The sequence below is a fragment of the Agrococcus beijingensis genome, assembly GCF_030758955.1.
GTDB classification, from domain to species: domain Bacteria; phylum Actinomycetota; class Actinomycetes; order Actinomycetales; family Microbacteriaceae; genus Agrococcus; species Agrococcus beijingensis.
In genome coordinates this window covers 1,842,819-1,858,941 of record NZ_CP132360.1, presented here as the reverse complement: position 1 = coordinate 1,858,941, position 16,123 = coordinate 1,842,819, and the positions used below count along the sequence as shown (strand labels likewise).

Annotated in this window: 15 protein-coding genes; 4 read left to right on the top strand and 11 right to left on the bottom strand. The window is 72.0% G+C overall.

Annotated elements, in window-relative coordinates:
* Nucleotides 1-2 precede the first annotated feature (2 nt).
* A complete protein-coding gene (locus tag Q9250_RS08945; protein ID WP_306231521.1) occupies nucleotides 3-1,652 on the top strand; it encodes a sensor histidine kinase in 1,650 nt (549 codons plus the stop codon).
* Here Q9250_RS08945 and Q9250_RS08940 read toward each other — a convergent pair.
* The 8 genes from Q9250_RS08940 to lysA form a co-directional block, all read right to left on the bottom strand.
* Nucleotides 1,617-3,098 (bottom strand): glycosyltransferase family 2 protein, encoded by a 1,482-nt coding sequence (locus Q9250_RS08940; RefSeq protein ID WP_306231520.1) that lies wholly within the window; start codon nucleotides 3,096-3,098, stop codon nucleotides 1,617-1,619. The genes Q9250_RS08945 and Q9250_RS08940 overlap by 36 nt on opposite strands.
* The gene (locus tag Q9250_RS08935) at nucleotides 3,095-4,060 is read right to left on the bottom strand and encodes a HEAT repeat domain-containing protein (RefSeq protein WP_306231519.1); all 966 of its coding nucleotides are present in this window, start codon (nucleotides 4,058-4,060) and stop codon (nucleotides 3,095-3,097) included. The genes Q9250_RS08940 and Q9250_RS08935 overlap by 4 nt, the downstream gene beginning before the upstream one ends.
* Entirely contained in the window at nucleotides 4,057-4,416 is a 360-nt protein-coding gene (locus Q9250_RS08930; RefSeq protein WP_306231518.1) for a response regulator transcription factor, read from the bottom strand. Before Q9250_RS08930 ends, Q9250_RS08935 begins: the two co-directional genes overlap by 4 nt.
* A gap of 222 nt (nucleotides 4,417-4,638) precedes the next feature.
* On the bottom strand, nucleotides 4,639-4,872 hold the full coding sequence (locus tag Q9250_RS08925; RefSeq protein ID WP_306231516.1) for a hypothetical protein: 234 nt from the start codon (nucleotides 4,870-4,872) through the stop codon (nucleotides 4,639-4,641).
* Nucleotides 4,873-5,013: 141 nt separating this feature from the next.
* The gene (thrB, locus tag Q9250_RS08920) at nucleotides 5,014-5,955 is read right to left on the bottom strand and encodes a homoserine kinase (protein ID WP_306231515.1); all 942 of its coding nucleotides are present in this window, start codon (nucleotides 5,953-5,955) and stop codon (nucleotides 5,014-5,016) included.
* 38 nt (nucleotides 5,956-5,993) lie between these two features.
* A complete protein-coding gene (thrC, locus tag Q9250_RS08915; protein WP_306231514.1) occupies nucleotides 5,994-7,094 on the bottom strand; it encodes a threonine synthase in 1,101 nt (366 codons plus the stop codon).
* A gap of 11 nt (nucleotides 7,095-7,105) precedes the next feature.
* Nucleotides 7,106-8,410: a homoserine dehydrogenase gene (locus Q9250_RS08910; RefSeq protein WP_306231513.1), complete on the bottom strand. Its 1,305-nt coding sequence runs from the start codon at nucleotides 8,408-8,410 to the stop codon at nucleotides 7,106-7,108.
* On the bottom strand, nucleotides 8,407-9,867 hold the full coding sequence (lysA, locus tag Q9250_RS08905) for a diaminopimelate decarboxylase (RefSeq protein WP_306231512.1): 1,461 nt from the start codon (nucleotides 9,865-9,867) through the stop codon (nucleotides 8,407-8,409). The genes Q9250_RS08910 and lysA overlap by 4 nt, the downstream gene beginning before the upstream one ends.
* A 16-nt stretch (nucleotides 9,868-9,883) precedes the next feature.
* Between lysA and Q9250_RS08900 the strand changes: the two genes are divergently transcribed.
* Nucleotides 9,884-11,266 carry a Fic family protein gene (locus tag Q9250_RS08900; RefSeq protein ID WP_306231511.1) on the top strand — a complete coding sequence of 461 codons (1,383 nt, stop codon included), beginning with the start codon at nucleotides 9,884-9,886 and terminating at the stop codon, nucleotides 11,264-11,266.
* Entirely contained in the window at nucleotides 11,266-11,961 is a 696-nt protein-coding gene (locus tag Q9250_RS08895) for a DNA-3-methyladenine glycosylase (protein ID WP_306231510.1), read from the top strand. Before Q9250_RS08900 ends, Q9250_RS08895 begins: the two co-directional genes overlap by 1 nt.
* Before the next feature lie 147 nt (nucleotides 11,962-12,108).
* On the opposite strand, the gene argS is transcribed toward Q9250_RS08895, so the two are convergent.
* Nucleotides 12,109-13,767 carry an arginine--tRNA ligase gene (argS, locus tag Q9250_RS08890; RefSeq protein WP_306231509.1) on the bottom strand — a complete coding sequence of 553 codons (1,659 nt, stop codon included), beginning with the start codon at nucleotides 13,765-13,767 and terminating at the stop codon, nucleotides 12,109-12,111.
* A gap of 62 nt (nucleotides 13,768-13,829) precedes the next feature.
* Here argS and Q9250_RS08885 point away from each other — a divergent pair, with 62 nt between their 5' ends.
* Nucleotides 13,830-14,435 (top strand): RAD23 family protein, encoded by a 606-nt coding sequence (locus Q9250_RS08885; protein ID WP_306231508.1) that lies wholly within the window; start codon nucleotides 13,830-13,832, stop codon nucleotides 14,433-14,435.
* Between the two features lie 94 nt (nucleotides 14,436-14,529).
* Here Q9250_RS08885 and Q9250_RS08880 read toward each other — a convergent pair whose 3' ends face one another.
* Nucleotides 14,530-15,321 carry a transglutaminase-like domain-containing protein gene (locus Q9250_RS08880; RefSeq protein WP_306231507.1) on the bottom strand — a complete coding sequence of 264 codons (792 nt, stop codon included), beginning with the start codon at nucleotides 15,319-15,321 and terminating at the stop codon, nucleotides 14,530-14,532.
* A gap of 38 nt (nucleotides 15,322-15,359) precedes the next feature.
* Nucleotides 15,360-16,118, bottom strand: coding sequence for a type II secretion system F family protein (locus Q9250_RS08875; RefSeq protein ID WP_306231506.1), 759 nt, complete (start codon nucleotides 16,116-16,118; stop codon nucleotides 15,360-15,362).
* Nucleotides 16,119-16,123 lie beyond the last annotated feature (5 nt).

Below are 16,123 nucleotides of genomic sequence, written 5' to 3'. Positions count from 1 at the left end.
GCGTGACTGAACGCTCCGAGGCTGTCGAGCAGACGCGTCGCCCGCACCCCCTCACCGAGACGCTCCGCGGCCAGCTCCTGTCGGTCGGGGTCCTCGCGCTCGTGCTCGTCGTGCACACGATCGTCGCCGCCGAGATCTGGGACCGGCCGTGGGTGTGGGCCGGCGTCGTCGTGGTCGTGGCGGCGACCGGCATCGCCGTGCTCGGGCAGGGCCCGCTCTACGACGCGAGGTGGCTGCCGGCGCTGGTGCCGGCGTTGGACCTCCTCGTCATCATGCTGATCCTCGGCGACCTGGAGGTGCCGCGGATCGCGGCGATGCTCGCGGTCGTGCCCGCATTCTGGCTGGGATTCGTCGCGCGCCGACGGGGGGTCGTCATCGCGGCAGCCGGCGGCACGGCGATGGGCATCCTCATGGCGCTGCGGATCGCCGGCTCGACGGGGACGACCGTGACCGCGAACGCGGTGGGAGCGGTGCTCGTGCCTGTCGCGCTCACCGCCGCCGCCTTCTTCGCCGCGTCCTACACCAGCAGGCTCGAGCAGCAGCAGCTCGAGATCCTCGAGCGGGAGCGCGAGCGGACCGCGCTCGCACGGCAGACGGTGGCCGACGGCGTGCTGCTCGACACCATCTTCGAGACGGCACGGATCGGCCTGATGCTGCTCGACGCCGACGGCGGCGTCGTCCGCATCAACCCGACGCTCAGCGACCATCCCGCGCTCGAAGGCACGAGCCTAGACCACGTGCTCGACGGCGCGGGCTTCCTCGAGCTCGAGTCCCGTCGGCCGATCCCGCTCGAGGAGATGCCGTTCCTGCGAGCCGCGCGCGGGGAGTCGTTCGACAACAGCCGGTTCTGGATCGCACGTCCGGGCCAGGACATGTTCGCGGTGACGGTGTCGTCCCGACCGCTCATGGTCGACGGCGAGTTCCGCGGCTCGATCGCGTCGGTCGATGACGTGACGGACTACATGCGCATGCTCGAGGATCGCGACGACTTCGTGGCGCTCGTGTCGCACGAGCTGCGCACGCCGCTCACCTCGATCTCGGGCTATCTCGAGCTGGCACTCGACGAGGACGGCATGCGCCCCGAGCTCGAGTCGTGGCTGCAGACGGTGCAGCGCAACGCCAACCGGCTGCGCGCGCTGGTCGAGGACCTCCTGCTCGTGGGCGAGATGAGCCGCGGCCAGATGCACCTGGCGCACGAGCCGGTCGACATCCGCTCGCTCGCGGCAGACGCGATCGCCCAGCTCGAGCACCGCGCGCGCAAGCGCGATCTGACGATCGCCTTCGCCGACGGCCCGGCGATCGTGCTCGACGTCGACGGCCGCCGCATCGGGCAGGTGATCGAGAACCTGCTGTCGAACGCCATCAAGTACTCGCACGAGGGCGGCCACATCGGCATCGAGGTCGGCGTCGAGGGTGCGGATGCGGTGGTTCGGGTCATCGACGACGGTCCGGGGATGCTCCCCACCGAGGCCGCGCGCGTCTTCGAGCGGTTCTACCGCTCGAGCTCCGCACGAGCGTCGGGCGTGGCCGGCGCGGGCCTGGGGCTGTGGATCTGCAGCTCGATCGTGCGCGCGCACGGCGGCACGATCGACTTCCAGAGCGAGCCGGGCGTCGGCTCAGTCGGCTCGTTCCGACTGCCCCTCGCCGGCTGACGCGTCGGCCGTCTCCTCGCTGCCGGAGAAGCCGGTGCGGGTCATCTCGCCCCACACCTGCTTGCGGTTGGTGATGCCTGCCCACCATCCCTGCATGCGCCAGATCGCCGTGAGCTGCCGGTAGCCCAGGCTCTCGGCCACGACGGCCCAGAGGATCGCGGCCAGGTCGCGCCAGCGCTCGTAGCGGTGGAAGCTCGCCTCCTCGACGACGATCGCGGCCAGCGTCACCAGCGTCCCGTAGCCGTACGACACGAGCAGCAGCAGCACGGCGGCTCCCGGGTCGACGGCGCCGACGGCGAGGCCGGCCACGACGATGACGATGCCGACGAGCTCGGCCAGCGGGGCGAAGAGCTCGAACAGCCAGTAGTAGGGCAGCGCGACGAAGCCGAGGCGGCCGTACTTCGGGTTCAGCAGCATGCCACGGTACTTCCAGAGCACCTCCCACAGGCCGCGGTGCCAGCGGCGGCGCTGGCGGGCGAGCACCTTGATCGTCGAAGGAGCCTCTGTCCAGCTGACCGGCTCGGCCACGAACTGCACCCGAGCGTCGCGCTTCCCGTCGCGGATCCAGCGCTGGATCCGCATGACGAGCTCGAAGTCCTCGCCGATCGAGTCGGCGTCGAGCCCGCCCACCTCGATGAGCACGTCGCGGCGGAACATCCCGAACGCTCCCGAGATGAGGATCAGCGCGTTCAGATCCGACCAGGCGGTGCGGCCCAGCAGGAACGCGCGCAGGTACTCGACCACCTGGATGCGGGTGATGATCTGCTTCGGCATCCGCAGCTCGGTGATGCGGCCGCCCTGCACGCGGCTGTTGTTGACGATGCGCACGACGCCGCCGGTGGCGACGATCCTGTCGGGGTCGTCGGCGAAGGGCTTCGACACCGACAGCAGCGCGTCGGGCTCCAGGATCGAGTCGGCATCGACCATGACGACCAGCTCGCGGCTCGCCAGGTCGAGCCCGATGTTCACCGAGTCGGAGCGGCCGGAGTTCTCCTTGTCGACCACGAGCAGCGGCACGCCGCCCTCCCGGGAGCGCCAGATGCCCCGGATCGCACCGCGCACGGGCACGCGCCCGGGCACGTCGCGGTGGTCCTCGACCAGGTCGAAGGCGACGCGCAGCCGCTCGAAGGTGTCGTCGGCGCTGCCGTCGTTGACGACGATGACCTCGTGGTCGGGATACCGCAGGTCGAGCATGGAGCGCACGCTGGTGAGGATCACGGCCGACTCGTTGTAGGCCGGCACGATCACCGAGACGCCGAGGCTGACGGGGGAGGCGGCCATCGCATCCTCGCCGCGGTGCTCGCTGCGGCGCAGGTAGCGCGTGAAGTGCCGCGAGGCGAGCAGGATGAGCAGCAGCATCAGCGTGTTGCCGAGCAGGAAGTAGATGGCCGACGGCCACACGAGCACCGCGAAGACGTCGGTCAGGAGGTCGTAAAGCCAGGTCACGCGGCAGCCTCTGCCCTGGGGAGCCCGGCGGCACGGCGTACGCCCGGCTCGGCCTCTGCGGCGATCCGCGCCAGCGCCTCGCCCTGCCAGGAGGAGGGCATGCGCACGATGGCGTTCGCGGCGGCCTCGCCGACCACGCCGCCGCCGAGCGCGGCGTCGAGCAGGACGGGCAGCGACTCGCGCACCGGCAGCAGCTCGAGCGAGCGCATCGCCGCGAGGCGCACCGACTCGTGCTCGTCGGCGACGAGGCGGGTGAGCGCCTCGCCCGCGGCGGGCACCTGCAGCAGGCCCGCGACCCGGGCGGCGCCGCGGCGCACGCCGGGATCGGCGTCGTCGAGCGCCCAGCGCACGCGCGCCACGGCGGCGGTGCCCTGCTGCAGCAGCGCGCTCGCGGCAACACTGGCAGGCACGCCGCTGTCGGTCGCGAGCGCCTCGATGACCCGGTCGATGGCGAGGGTGTCGTCGAAGGAGCCGAGCGCTCGCACAGCGACCGTGCGCACTTCGGCATCGCGGTCTGCGGAGAGCCGGAGCAGCAGCTCCAGCGCGCCCTCCGGGGCGAGCAGGCCGAGCGCCTCGGCCGCATCGGCACGGGCGACGGCGGATCGTCGCTCCGCCGCGTGCAGCACGCGCGGCACGAGCCCGGAGGCCAGCGCCACGGCACGCAGCCGCTCCGCGGCCTCGCCGGTGATGTCGCGCAGCATCAGGAAGACAGTGCGGCCCACGTGCGCCCGCTCCTCGGCGTCGAACGAGCGCACGCGGGCCAGCAGCGGCTCGAGCTCGTCGTCCTCGGCGATCGTCGCCTCGAGCACCAGACGCCGGTGACGAGCGTCGAGCTCGGCGATCCGCCGCAGCCGTCGGCGCCGGATCGTGCGCTGGACGACCAAGGAGAGCAGCATGCCGACCACGACGATCGAGGTGACGAGCAGCACCGCCTGCAGCAGCTCCGGCGGCAGCGGATTCATCCGATCGCGGCCGTGACGCGGGCGAGGAGCGCCCGAGGGCTGAAGGGCTTCGTGACGTAGTGGTCGGCGCCGGCCGCGAAGCCGGCCTCGATGTCCTTCTCCTGGCCGCGCGCGGTCAGCAGGATCACGGGTGTCGCCACTCCGCGGTCGCGGAGCGCGCGGAGCACGTCGATGCCCGACATCCCGGGCATCATGACGTCGAGCACGATCGCGTCCCAGCCGCCTTCGAGCCCGGCTTCCAGCGCCTGCGACCCGTCGGCTCGGGTGACGACCTCGTGGCCCGCGGACTCGAGCTTGATGGCGACGAGATCGCGGATGTCGCGGTCGTCATCGACCACGAGGATGCGGCCACTCACGGTGCGACCTCAGGTCGGTCGGGGAGCGACGGACGGCTGCGGGGCATGGACGCTCCAACACGTGACGAGGCGATCGAACGCCTCCAACCTACAGGCAGATGTGCCGAATCTGCACCGAGCGCTCCGGTGCAGCACGACGAGGACGACGAAGGCGGGACATCCGAGGACATCCCGCCTGCACGTCGAGCGGAGGATGGGGTGTCTGGGTTCATGACATAGGTCTCACTTGATAGGTCCCGCCTCGGCGGCGGGCGCCTCGGCGGCGTCGGCAGCCGGTGCTGCGCTGTCGGCCGCGAGGGCCTCGGTCGCGACCGGCGCCTCGACGGCGGGGGCTGCCGCCTGCGCTGCGACCGACGTCGACGTCGCGCGGCGCGAGCGGCGCTTGGGCGCCGTCGTGGTGGTCTCGGAATCCGCGGCGGCTGCCGCGGGGATGCTGTCGGTGATCTCGCTCGTCATGGCGCGAGTGCTCCTTCGATGTCGGCCCGCGCGCGATGCTCGCGGGCGTGGGACCTTCTCGAACGCTGCGCCCAAGGCCGAGAGCGGCCGACGAGCACGTCAGAATGCGGACGAGGGAGTCAGGATGTCCCCTGCGCGCGGCTAGGCCGCGGTGCTGCTGGGGATGGGCTCCACCATACCACCGCGGATGTCGACGGCCAGCAGGCGCGCGTGCCACCCGGCGGGCCGCTGCTCGACGATTGCGGCGGCCTCGAGGCGGGCTGCGGGGTCGGAGGCGAGCACGAGCACCGAGGGGCCAGCACCCGAGACGACGGCGGCGTGGCCGGCGGCCCGCAGGTCGCCGATCAGGGCGCTGGTCTCGGGCATCGCGCTGGCGCGGTAGGCCTGGTGCAGGCGGTCCTCGGTGGCGTCGAGCAGCAGCTCGGGGCTCTGCGTCAGCGCGGCCACGAGCAGCGCCGAGCGCGACAGGTTGAAGACGGCGTCGGCGTGCGGCACGGCATCCGGCTGCAGGCTGCGCGCGAGCTTCGTCGACATGGTCGCCTCGGGCACGGCCACGAGCAGCGAGACGCCGCGGTGCACGGCGAGCTGCTTGTGGCGGGGGCCGCTCTCGTCGACCCAGGCGATGGTGAGGCCGCCGAAGATCGCCGGGGCGACGTTGTCGGGGTGGCCCTCGAGCTCGGTCGCGTAGCGCAGCACGTCGGTGTCGCTGACGTCGACGATGCCGGCGAGCAGGCCCTTCGCCGCCAGCACGCCCGACACGATCGCGGCGCCGGAGGAGCCCATGCCGCGTCCGTGGGGGATGCTGTTGGTCGCCTTGAGCGCGAGGCCGGGCGCCTCGACGCCGACCCGGTCGAAGACGTGCAGCGCGGCGCGCGCGACGAGGTTGCTCTCGTCGGTGGGCACGGCACCCTCGGGGTCGCCGGCGGCGCCGACGCCCGAGACCTCGACGGTGACGCCCGACTCGGTCGCCACGACCTCGAGCTCGTCGTGCACGTTGAGCGCGAGGCCGAGCGTGTCGAAGCCGGGGCCCAGGTTGGCGCTGGTGGCCGGCACGCGCACGTGCACGCTGCGCCCGACGGGCACAGTGCTCCCGACAGGAACCGGCACCTCGGAGGCGGCCGTCACGCGAGGCCCAGCATCTCGGCGACCTGCTTCGTGTCGGCGTCGGCCGACTCGGGGCTGGCGTCGGTGCCGTCGTCGAGCTTCAGGCCCCAGCCGGCGTCCTTCAGGCCGTGGCCGGTGACGGTCAGCGCGATGGTCGAGCCGACGGGGATCTGGCCAGCGGCGTGGCGCTCGAGCAGGCCGGCGACCGAGATGGCCGAGGCGGGCTCGACGAACACGCCGGTCGACGAGGCGAGCAGCCGCTGCGCGCGCAGGATCGCGGTGTCGTCGATCGCGCCGATGAAGCCGCCCGACTGGTCGCGGGCGTCGAGCGCCTGCTGCCACGAGGCCGGGTTGCCGATGCGGATCGCGGTGGCGACCGTGTCGGGCTCGCGCACGACCTCGCCGCGCACGATCGGGGCGGCGCCGGCGGCCTGGAAGCCGAGCATCTGCGGGCGCTTCGTCGCCCAGCCGTTCGTCTCGGCGAGCGAGTAGCCGCGCCAGTAGCTGGTGATGTTGCCGGCGTTGCCGACCGGGATGCAGTGGATGTCGGGGGCGTCGCCGAGCATGTCGACGATCTCGAGCGCTGCCGTCTTCTGGCCCTCGATGCGGTCGTCGTTCACCGAGTTCACGAGGTGCACCGGGTACTGCTCGGCGAGCTCCTTCGAGATCTCGAGGCAGTCGTCGAAGTTGCCGCGGATCTGCACGATGCGGGCGCCGTGCACGACCGACTGGGCGAGCTTGCCCATCGAGATGCGGCCCTCGGGCACGAGCACGATCGCCTGGATGCCGGCAGCCGCGGCGTACGCGGCGGCGGCGGCCGACGTGTTGCCGGTCGAGGCGCAGGCGATGGCCTTCGCGCCCCGCTCGATCGCGCGCGAGACGGCGACGGTCATGCCGCGGTCCTTGAACGATCCCGTCGGGTTGAGGCCCTCGAACTTCACGAAGACGCGCGCGTCGGTCATCGCCGACAGCGCCTTCGACTCGATGAGCGGCGTGCCGCCCTCTCCGAGCGTCACGACCGTCGACGCATCCGTCACGTCGAGCACATCGGCCCACTCGCGGAGCACGCCGCGCCACTGGTTGCGCTGGCCCTGGCTGCGAGAACCCTGGTTCGCCATCTGTCTGCCTCCTAGTCGATGAGTCGGATCACGCTGTCGATCCGCTCCACGTCGTCGTGCGCGCCGAGCGCTCTGAGCACTGCCGAGATGCGGGCCTCGGTCGAGGTGTGGGTGCCGAGCACGAGCGAGGCGAAGCCGTCGCCCGGATCCTGCCGCACCGACTCCACCGAGACGTCGTGCTCGGCGAACAGCCGCGCCACCGAGGCGAGCACGCCCGGTCGGTCGGCCACGGTGAGCCCGAGCTCGTGCCGCGCGAGCACGTCGCCGAAGGGCGCGATCTCGAGGTCGGCGTGCGTCGATGCCGCCGCGCCCGGGCCGCCGAGCACGTGGCGGCGGGCGATCGAGACGAGGTCGCCGAGCACGGCAGAGGCCGTCTCGGGGCCGCCGGCGCCCGCGCCGTAGAACATCAGGTCGCCCGCCGACTCGGCGGTCACGAAGATGGCGTTCTTCGCCTCGCGCACCGCGGCGAGCGGATGCGTCGACGGCAGCGAGACGGGATGCACGCGTGCCGAGACGCGGTCGCCCGCACCGCTGCCCGAGGTGTCCTCCAGGCGCTCGCAGATCGCGACGAGCTTCAGCACCCGGCCGTTGCGCTCCGCCTGCGCGACCATGGCATCCGTCACCGCAGTGATGCCCTCGCGGTGCACGACCTCGGCCGGCACCTCGGTGTGGAACGCGAGCGAGGCGAGGATCGTCGCCTTGCTGGCCGCGTCGTAGCCCTCGATGTCGGCGGTCGGGTCGGCCTCGGCGTATCCGAGCTCGGTCGCGATCGCCAGCGCGTCGGCGAGCGAGGAGCCCTCGGTGTGCATGCGGTCGAGGATGAAGTTGGTGGTGCCATTGACGATGCCCATCACGCGCATGACGCGGTCGCCGGCGAGCGACTGCTCGAGCGGGCGGATGATGGGGATCGCGCCGCCGACCGCGGCCTCGTAGGCGACCTGCGCGCCGACGGTCTCGGCGGCCTGGAAGAGCTCGGGGCCGTGCGCGGCGACCAGCGCCTTGTTGGCGGTGACGACGTCGGCGCCGGCGGCGAGCGCGTCGAGCAGCAGCGTGCGAGCCGGCTCGATGCCGCCCAGCAGCTCGACCACGATGTCGGCGCCCGCGACGAGCGTCGCGAGGTCGTCGGTGAGCAGCTCGCGGGGCAGCTCGACGTCGCGCTTGGCGTCGACGTCGCGCACCCCGATGCCGACGAGCTCGAGCGGCGCGCCCACGCGCGCGGCCAGCTCGTCGCCGTGCTCGAGCAGCAGGCGCGCGACCTGCGCGCCGACGCTGCCCGCGCCCAGCAGGGCGATGCGGAGGCTGCGGTACGAGTTCATGCCACTCCAGGGTGTGCGTCGAGGTTGTTTGCGTCCGGACGGCGTGCGTCGAGGGGGTCTGCGTCGAGACCGTGTGCGTCGATGCCGTGTGCGTCGAGGCCGGCGTCGCGCGCCAGCAGGTCGTCGATCGATTCGCGGCGCACCAGCACGCGCACGTCGCCGTCGGCGACGGCGAGCACGGGCGGCCGGGGAGCCGCGTTGTAGTTCGAGGCGAGCGAGTGGCAGTAGGCGCCGGTCGCCGCCACGGCCAGCAGGTCGCCGGGCGCGACGTCGGCGGGCAGCCACTCGGCGTCGACGACGATGTCGCCCGACTCGCAGTGGCGGCCGGCGACGCGCACGAGCGCCGCCTCGGCGGTCGAGGCGCGGCTCGCGATGCGGGCCGAGTACTGCGCGCCGTAGAGCGCCGGGCGCGCGTTGTCGCCCATGCCGCCGTCGACCGAGACGTAGGTGCGGGTGCCGGCGCCGAGCTGCACGGGCTTGGTGGTGCCGACCGTGTAGACGGTGATGCCGGCGGGCCCGACGATCCAGCGACCGGGCTCGATCGCGATCCTGGGCACCGCGATGCCGAGCTCGTCTGCGGCGGTGCGCACCGCATCCGCGAGCCTGTCGGCGATCGCCTCGATCGGCTCGGGGCTGTCGGCGGCGGTGTAGGCGATGCCGAAGCCGCCGCCCAGGTTGAGCTCGGGCAGCGGGGCGTCGTCTGCGCCCAGCTCAGCGTGGAGCGCGAGCATGCGGCGGGCCGACTCGGCGAAGCCGTCGGCGTCGAAGATCTGCGAGCCGATGTGGGTGTGCAGGCCGACGAGCTCGAGGCTCGGCAGCTCGCGGATGCGCGCGACGAGCGCGGGCGCCTCGGCGACGGGCACGCCGAACTTCTGATCCTCGTGGCTGGTCGCCAGGAACTCGTGGGTCGAGGCGTGCACGCCCACCGAGATGCGCAGCCGCACGCGCTGCACGCGGCCGGCGCGGGTGGCCGCGGCGGCGATGCGCTCGGCCTCGATGGGCGAGTCGATCACGAACGTGCCGACGCCCGCCTGCACGCCCGCCTCGATCTCGAGCTCGCTCTTGTTGTTGCCGTGGAAGCCGATCGCGGCCGGCTCGATGCCGGCGCGGAGCGCGGTCGCGAGCTCGCCGCCGGTGCAGACGTCGATGCGCAGCCCCTCGGCGCGCATCCAACGGGCGACGTCGGCGGTGAGCAGCGCCTTGCCGGCGTAGTAGACGTCGGTGTCGGCGCCGAACGCGGCCTCGAAGGCGGTGCGGATGCGTCGGGCCCGGCCGCGCACGACCGTCTCGTCGACGAGGAGGAAGGGGGTACCGTGCTGCTGCGCGATCTCGCGCACGTCGACGCCGCCGACGCGCAGCGCGCCGTCGACGCGCTCGGCGCCCTCGGGCCACACGCCCTCGACGAGCGCGTTGGGGTCGCCTGCGTCAGGGAGCTGCGGGGCGAGCGGATGCGGCACGTCGGACTCCGTCCGGGTGGGTGGTTGGTGGCCTGCCCTCGTCAGCGCTGGGCAGGCGGCGTCGGCGCTTGTGGCGCTCCCACCATCCTACGAGGCTCGGCATGGCGGGTCGGCCGCGTGGCGGGTTCGGCGGGGGCGCATCCTTGCTCAGACACAGCACGGTGGTTATTCTGAGCAACACGTCGTATGCAGAATTCGGATCGGTTGGTGTATGAGCAGCACGTCGACGGGTTGGCCGGCCACGGGGAGCACGAGCGTCGCCTGGGAGCCGGCCACCGGGATCGATGGGCGAGCTGGCCAGCACTACAGCGCTGCGGTTCCGGCGCGCATCGGCCGGCTCTCCCCCGAGCTCGACCCCGAGACGCGCGGGCTCGCGATCGCGGCGACTCGACAGCTCATGCGATTCGACAGCGAATTCGGGCACCGTGTGCAGCAGTTCGGCCCGCTGCTCCTCCGATCGGAGGCCGCCGCTTCCAGTCGGATCGAGAACCTGACCGCGAGTGCCCGATCTGTGCTGTCGGCGGAGCTCGGGGGCAAGGGCGGTCGCAATGCCGAGGAAGTGGTCGCCAACACCAGGGCGCTGCAAGCCGCGATCGACCCCGCCGGCTCGATCGCGCCGGCCTCCATCCTCGCGATGCACGCGGCCCTGCTCGAGCAGCAGCCGCGACATCGCCCGGGTCGTTGGCGCGACGAGCCTGTCTGGATCGGCACGCGCTCCGACGCCCCGTTCGGCGCGAGCTACGTCGCGCCCCCGGCTGAGATGGTGCCCGCGCTGATCGACGATCTCATCGACTTCGCTCGGCGCGATGACATCGACCCGCTGAGCAAGATCGCCGTCACGCATGCGCAGTTCGAGACGATCCACCCGTTCACCGACGGCAACGGCCGCACAGGCAGGGCGCTGGCACAGGCCATGCTGCGCGCCGAGGGGATCACCCAATCGGTCGCGATCCCGGTCTCCGCCGGCCTGCTGACCGATGTCGACGGCTATCACGCGGCGCTCGACGACTACCGCCGTGGCGAGGTCGGACCAATCGTGCGGGCGTTCGCGCACGCGGCTTCCCGGGCCGTCGCGAATGCTCAGGTCCTCGTCGACGAGATCGAGGAGATCCGCGCGGGCTGGAACGAACGGCTCACAGCACGGCGCTCCTCCAACGCGTGGCGGCTGCTCGACCTGTTCGCTGCACGACCCGTGCTCTCGGCGGCGATCGCCGCCGAGTCGGTCGGCGTCGCCACGCGCAACATCTATCCACCGCTGCGCGCCCTCACCGAGGCTGGCATCGTGCAGTCGAAGCACGAGCACAAGCTCGGTGACTCGCTCTGGCGTGCCGACGAGGTCCTGAACGCCCTTGATCGGTTCGCGGAGCGAGCCGGCCGTCGCACGCGAACCGGCAAGTGATGGTCGCTCCTCCCCCAGTCTGGTTCGAGCGCGACCCGCTCGAGCTGGCGCCGCTGCTGCTCGGCGGAGTGCTCAGACGAGCGGATGCGTCGGGTGCCGTCGCGCTCCGCCTCACCGAGGTCGAGGCCTACCGCGGCTCCGACGACCCCGGCGCGCACACGTTCCGTGGCAGGACGGCCAGGAACGCGACCATGTTCGGGCCGGGCGGGCACATCTACTGCTACTTCACCTACGGCATGCACCACGCGGTGAACATCGTCGCCGGGCCGGAGGGCTCCGGCTGGGGCGTGCTCGTGCGGGCGGGGGCGGTGGTGGAGGGCCTCGAGCTGGCGGCGTCACGTCGCCACACGCGGCGCTCGACCCGCATCGCGGGCGAACTGGCTCGCGGCCCCGGCAACGTCGCCCAGGCGCTGGGTGCGACGCTCGCTGACGACGGCGCGCCGCTCGTCACTCCCGATGATCGAGGAGGACCGCAGGCCCGTATCGAGATCCCCACGCAGCAAGCCGCGGCGCCAGCGCCCACCTGGTCCTTCACCCCCGCCGACCAGCCGCCCTCTTTCACCACGGGCCCGCGTGTGGGTGTCAGCGGCCCGGGAGGCGACGCATCCGCCTACCCCTGGCGCTTCTGGATACCCGGGGAGCCGAGCGTCTCGGCGTACCGCGCGGCAGCATCCCGCAACCGACCGACGACGTGACCAGCTCGCCAGCTCGCTGGTGCGGCGGCGCGAGCGGTCTCAGGACGCGGACGCGTTGCGAAAGGCCCACGATCCGTCCGCGTTTCGCGGCAGATCACGAATCCATCCGCTTTCGGTGACGCCCGGCGGCCCGCGCTCGCGGTCCGGCTACATCCGCTCGGGCGCCAAGACCCCGACCGTCGACAGCGCCGTGCGCAGCACCTGGCCGGTGGCGTCGTTCAGCCACAGCCGCGTGCGGTGCAGCGTCGTGATCGGCTCGTCGCCCTGCGGGGTGACGCGGCAGGCGTCGTACCAGCGGTGGTAGAGGCCGGCGAGCTCCTCGGCGAAGCGGGCGACGCGGTGCGGCTCGCGCAGCTCGGCCGCCTGCGTCATCACGCGCGGGAAGTCGGCGAGCGCGCCGAGCAGCGCCGACTCGCTCTCGTGCGTGAGCAGCGTCGGGTCGAACTCGCCGCGATCGACGCCGGCGGCCGAAGCGTTGCGGGCCACCGCCGACATGCGGGCGTGCGCGTACTGCACGTAGTAGACGGGGTTGTCGTTCGTGCGCTGGGTGAGCAGCTCGAGGTCGATGTCGAGGGGCGTGTCGGCGCTCGAGCGCACCAGCGCATAGCGGGCGGCGTCGACGCCGACGGCCTCCACCAGGTCTTCCATGGTGACGATGGTGCCGGCGCGCTTCGACATCCGCACGGGCTGGCCCTCGCGCATGAGGTTGACCATCTGGCCGATGAGCAGCTCGAGGTTGACGTGCGGGGTGTCGCCGAAGGCGGCGCACATGGCCATCATGCGGCTGACGTAGCCGTGGTGGTCGGCGCCGAGCATGATGATGTTCTGCTCGAAGCCCCGCTCGCGCTTGTTCTGGTAGTAGCCGAGGTCGCCCGAGAAGTAGGCGGGGGCGCCGTTGGAGCGCACGATGACGCGGTCCTTGTCGTCGCCGAACTCGGTGGTGCGCAGCCAGAGCGCGCCCTCCTCCTCGAAGACGTGGCCGCGCTCGCGCAGCGTGTCGATCGCGCGCTGCACCGAGCCGTCGCTCTGCACCTGGTGCTCGTGGAAGAACACGTCGAAGTCGACGCCGAAGTCGTGCAGGTCGCGCTTGATCTCCTCGAACATCAGCTGCACGCCGCGCTCGCGGAACGTCTCGTGCAGCTGCTGGTCGTCGAGGTCGAGCAGGTCGCCGTGGTAGCCGTCGTCGACGCGCTTGGCGATCTCGGCGATGTAGGCGCCGCCGTAGCCGTCCTCGGGCGTCGGCTCGCCGCGGAACGCGGCCACCAGGCTGTTGACGAAGCGGTCGATCTGGGCGCCGTGGTCGTTGAAGTAGTACTCGCGAGTGACGAGGCCGCCCTGGCGCTCAAGCACGCGGCCGAGGCTGTCGCCGACGGCGGCCCAGCGGGTGCCGCCCATGTGGATGGGTCCGGTCGGGTTCGCAGAGACGAACTCGAGGTTGATGCGCACACCGTCGAGCGCCGTGCCGTTGCCGTACGCGTCGCCGGCCTCCACGATGGTGCGGGCGAGGGAGCCTGCGGCGCCTGCGGCGAGCGTCAGGTTGATGAATCCGGGGCCGGCGACATCGGCCTTCGCGATGCCGTCAATCGCGGCCAGCTCGGATGCGACCTCGTCGGCCAGCTCGCGCGGGTTCGTGCCGACCTTCTTCGCGAAGCGCATCGCGGCGTTGGTCGCCCAGTCGCCGTGGTCGCGGTTGCGGGGGCGCTCGAGCACGATGTCGCTCTCGCCGACCTCCACTGCCACCCCTCGGCGCACGACCGCGGCACGGACGGCGGCGAGCACTGCGGAGGAGAGGTCGGAAGGCTGCATGGGCTCAATCGTAGCCAGCGTGCCGGGGCCGCGACGCCCGGCCCCGCCCGTAGTCTGGCGGCATGTCTGACTCGACCCTGCGCATCCGTCGTCTCCTTCCCGCCGTGATCATGGCGTCGGTGACGGCGCTCGGGCTCGCCGGCTGCGGTGAGCCGGGCGCGCTGGCGCCGAGCGACTCCCCCAGCCCGACGGCGTCGGCCAGCGAGACGCCCGACCCCGCGGCCAGCGGTGAGCCGACCGAGAGCGCCGAGCCGACCGAGAGCGGCGAGCCGACGGCCGCACCGAGCGAGACCGCGCAGCCGACGACGCCGCCGGTCGCGGGCGACATCCCGTGCTCGACCGTCTACACGGCCGAGCAGCTCTATGAGTTCAACCCCAACTTCGCGCCCACCGGCGACCAGGGCACCCTGCCCGGTGCCGTCGCCGAGATCGCCGATGCCGGCGGCACCGTCTGCATCTACCAGCACGTGACCGGGTCTGACCGGCTGCTCGTGGGCGTGCTGCGGGACGCGGGGGGATTCTCGTCGCCCACCTTCGCGAGCGAGGGCGACATCGGCATCGCCACGACCGTGACCGGCGGCACCGCTGTCAGCATCGCCTCGGAGTACTTCGCCGAGGAGCGCGACGCGCGCCCGGTGCTCGACCAGGTGGTCGCGAACATCGGCTGACGCCCTCCGACTGCCGCACCCGCTGGTCGATCGGCTGCCCCACCCGCTGGTCGAGTAGCTGCCGGCGAAGCCGGCCGCGTATCGAGACCGCCTCCTAGAGGATGCGCACCAGCTGGCGCGGGTCGTCGACCGCACCGTCGGGCAGCGCATCGTCGCTCGCCCGCACTTGCAGCGTCTGCAGCACCACGGGGTTCCGCATTGTCGTCGCCCAGGCGGTCTCGAAGGCATCCGCCCCCGTGGCGATGCGGATGAGGCTGGGACGCGGCGCGAGCCCGGTCGCGTCGACGACGAACCACTCGCCGTCGACGAACACCTCGGCGACGGCGTGGAAGTCGGGCGGGCGCAGGCCCGGCGCGTAGACGCCGACGTAGCGCGCCGGGATGCCGGCCGCGCGCGCGAGCGCGACCATCACGTGGGCGTAGTCGCGGCACATGCCGCCGCCCTTCTCGAGCGACATGACGGCGGTGTCGTCGATCGCCGACATGGCCGGCGAGTAGGTGAAGCCGCGCGCGATCCAGTTGCGCATCGCCGCGATCTGCTCGTGGCCGGTGGCCCGGCCGAAGCGCTCCTCGACGAAGCCGCGCAATGCGCTCGCCTCGACGTAGCGGGAGTCCTCGAGGTAGCGCTCGGGGTCGCCGTCGTCGAGCGGACGCGCGGCGCCCTCGATCGTGGTCAGCACATCGACGGCGAGCGAGCCTGCCGGCGCCGTGAAGACGAGCTGGCGGGTGTCGTGTGCCGCGGGCACGATCTGCCACTCGACCGGCGCCCCGTCGACCGTCACCTCGATGCGGTCATCGGATGCGTACGCGGCAGCCGGGAGCACGAGGAGCGTGACGTCGGTCTCGCCCACGAGGGACATCGAGAAGGTGGCGTGGGCGGTGCGCATTTGCGTCGATCCTCCCACAGACCGCCCGCCTGGAAGGGTCAGCCCGTGCCGGTGAAGGCCGCGTAGGCGTTGATCGCGGCTGGCCCCATCACGACGATGAAAAGTGCGGGCAGGATGCAAAGCATGAGCGGCATCAGCACCTTGACAGGCACTTGCTGCGCCTTCATCTCGGCGCGCTGGCGGCGCTTCAGGCGCATCTCATCGGCCTGCGTCCGCAGCACGTCGCCCACAGAAATGCCGTTCGCGTCGGCCTGCATGACCGCTCGGATGAACTGCTTCAGATCCTCTGCCTGTGTCCGAACTGCGAGATCGCCGAATGCCTGCCGACGCGACTGACCCATGCGCAGGTCTTGCAGCGTGCGCGTGAGCTCCTCGGCAAGCACGCCCTTGCCGTTCGCTGCAGCCCTTGCCATCGCGGCATCGAAGGCGAGACCCGCCTCGACGGAGATTGTCATCTGGTCGAGCGTATCGGCAAGCTCGAGCACGATCTTCTGATCGCGCTCCTGACCGCGGCTGATGAGTAGCAGCTCGGGCAGCCAGTAGACGATAAGGGCGACGACAGCGCACAGAGCCACCATGATCACCGACGCGCGGGTAATTGCGACGATCACGACGACTATTGCGCCGACGAGCACAACCAGGGCTTTGAGCATGAGCAGTCGCTCAATAGGCCAATCCTTCGGCCGCCCAGCGCGCGCATGCTGCCGCTCGAGCAGCTGGCGGAGGGGCATCGGTGTCACGCGAGTTGCCAGCTCCACCAGCGGCGCACGGTCTGCGCTCGCCTCGACAGCGATCATCCCGT

Excerpts from the sequence above, each read along its gene's own strand:
- Q9250_RS08935 (WP_306231519.1), bottom strand. The coding sequence starts at position 4,060 with ATGAATCCGCTGCCGCCGGAGCTGCTGCAGGCGGTGCTGCTCGTCACC.
- Q9250_RS08925 (WP_306231516.1), bottom strand. The coding sequence starts at position 4,872 with ATGACGAGCGAGATCACCGACAGCATCCCCGCGGCAGCCGCCGCGGAT.
- thrC (WP_306231514.1), bottom strand. The coding sequence starts at position 7,094 with ATGGCGAACCAGGGTTCTCGCAGCCAGGGCCAGCGCAACCAGTGGCGC.
- Q9250_RS08910 (WP_306231513.1), bottom strand. The coding sequence starts at position 8,410 with ATGAACTCGTACCGCAGCCTCCGCATCGCCCTGCTGGGCGCGGGCAGC.
- Q9250_RS08895 (WP_306231510.1), top strand. The coding sequence starts at position 11,266 with ATGGTCGCTCCTCCCCCAGTCTGGTTCGAGCGCGACCCGCTCGAGCTG.
- argS (WP_306231509.1), bottom strand. The coding sequence starts at position 13,767 with ATGCAGCCTTCCGACCTCTCCTCCGCAGTGCTCGCCGCCGTCCGTGCC.
- Q9250_RS08885 (WP_306231508.1), top strand. The coding sequence starts at position 13,830 with ATGTCTGACTCGACCCTGCGCATCCGTCGTCTCCTTCCCGCCGTGATC.
- Q9250_RS08880 (WP_306231507.1), bottom strand. The coding sequence starts at position 15,321 with ATGCGCACCGCCCACGCCACCTTCTCGATGTCCCTCGTGGGCGAGACC.
- Q9250_RS08875 (WP_306231506.1), bottom strand. The coding sequence starts at position 16,118 with ATGATCGCTGTCGAGGCGAGCGCAGACCGTGCGCCGCTGGTGGAGCTG.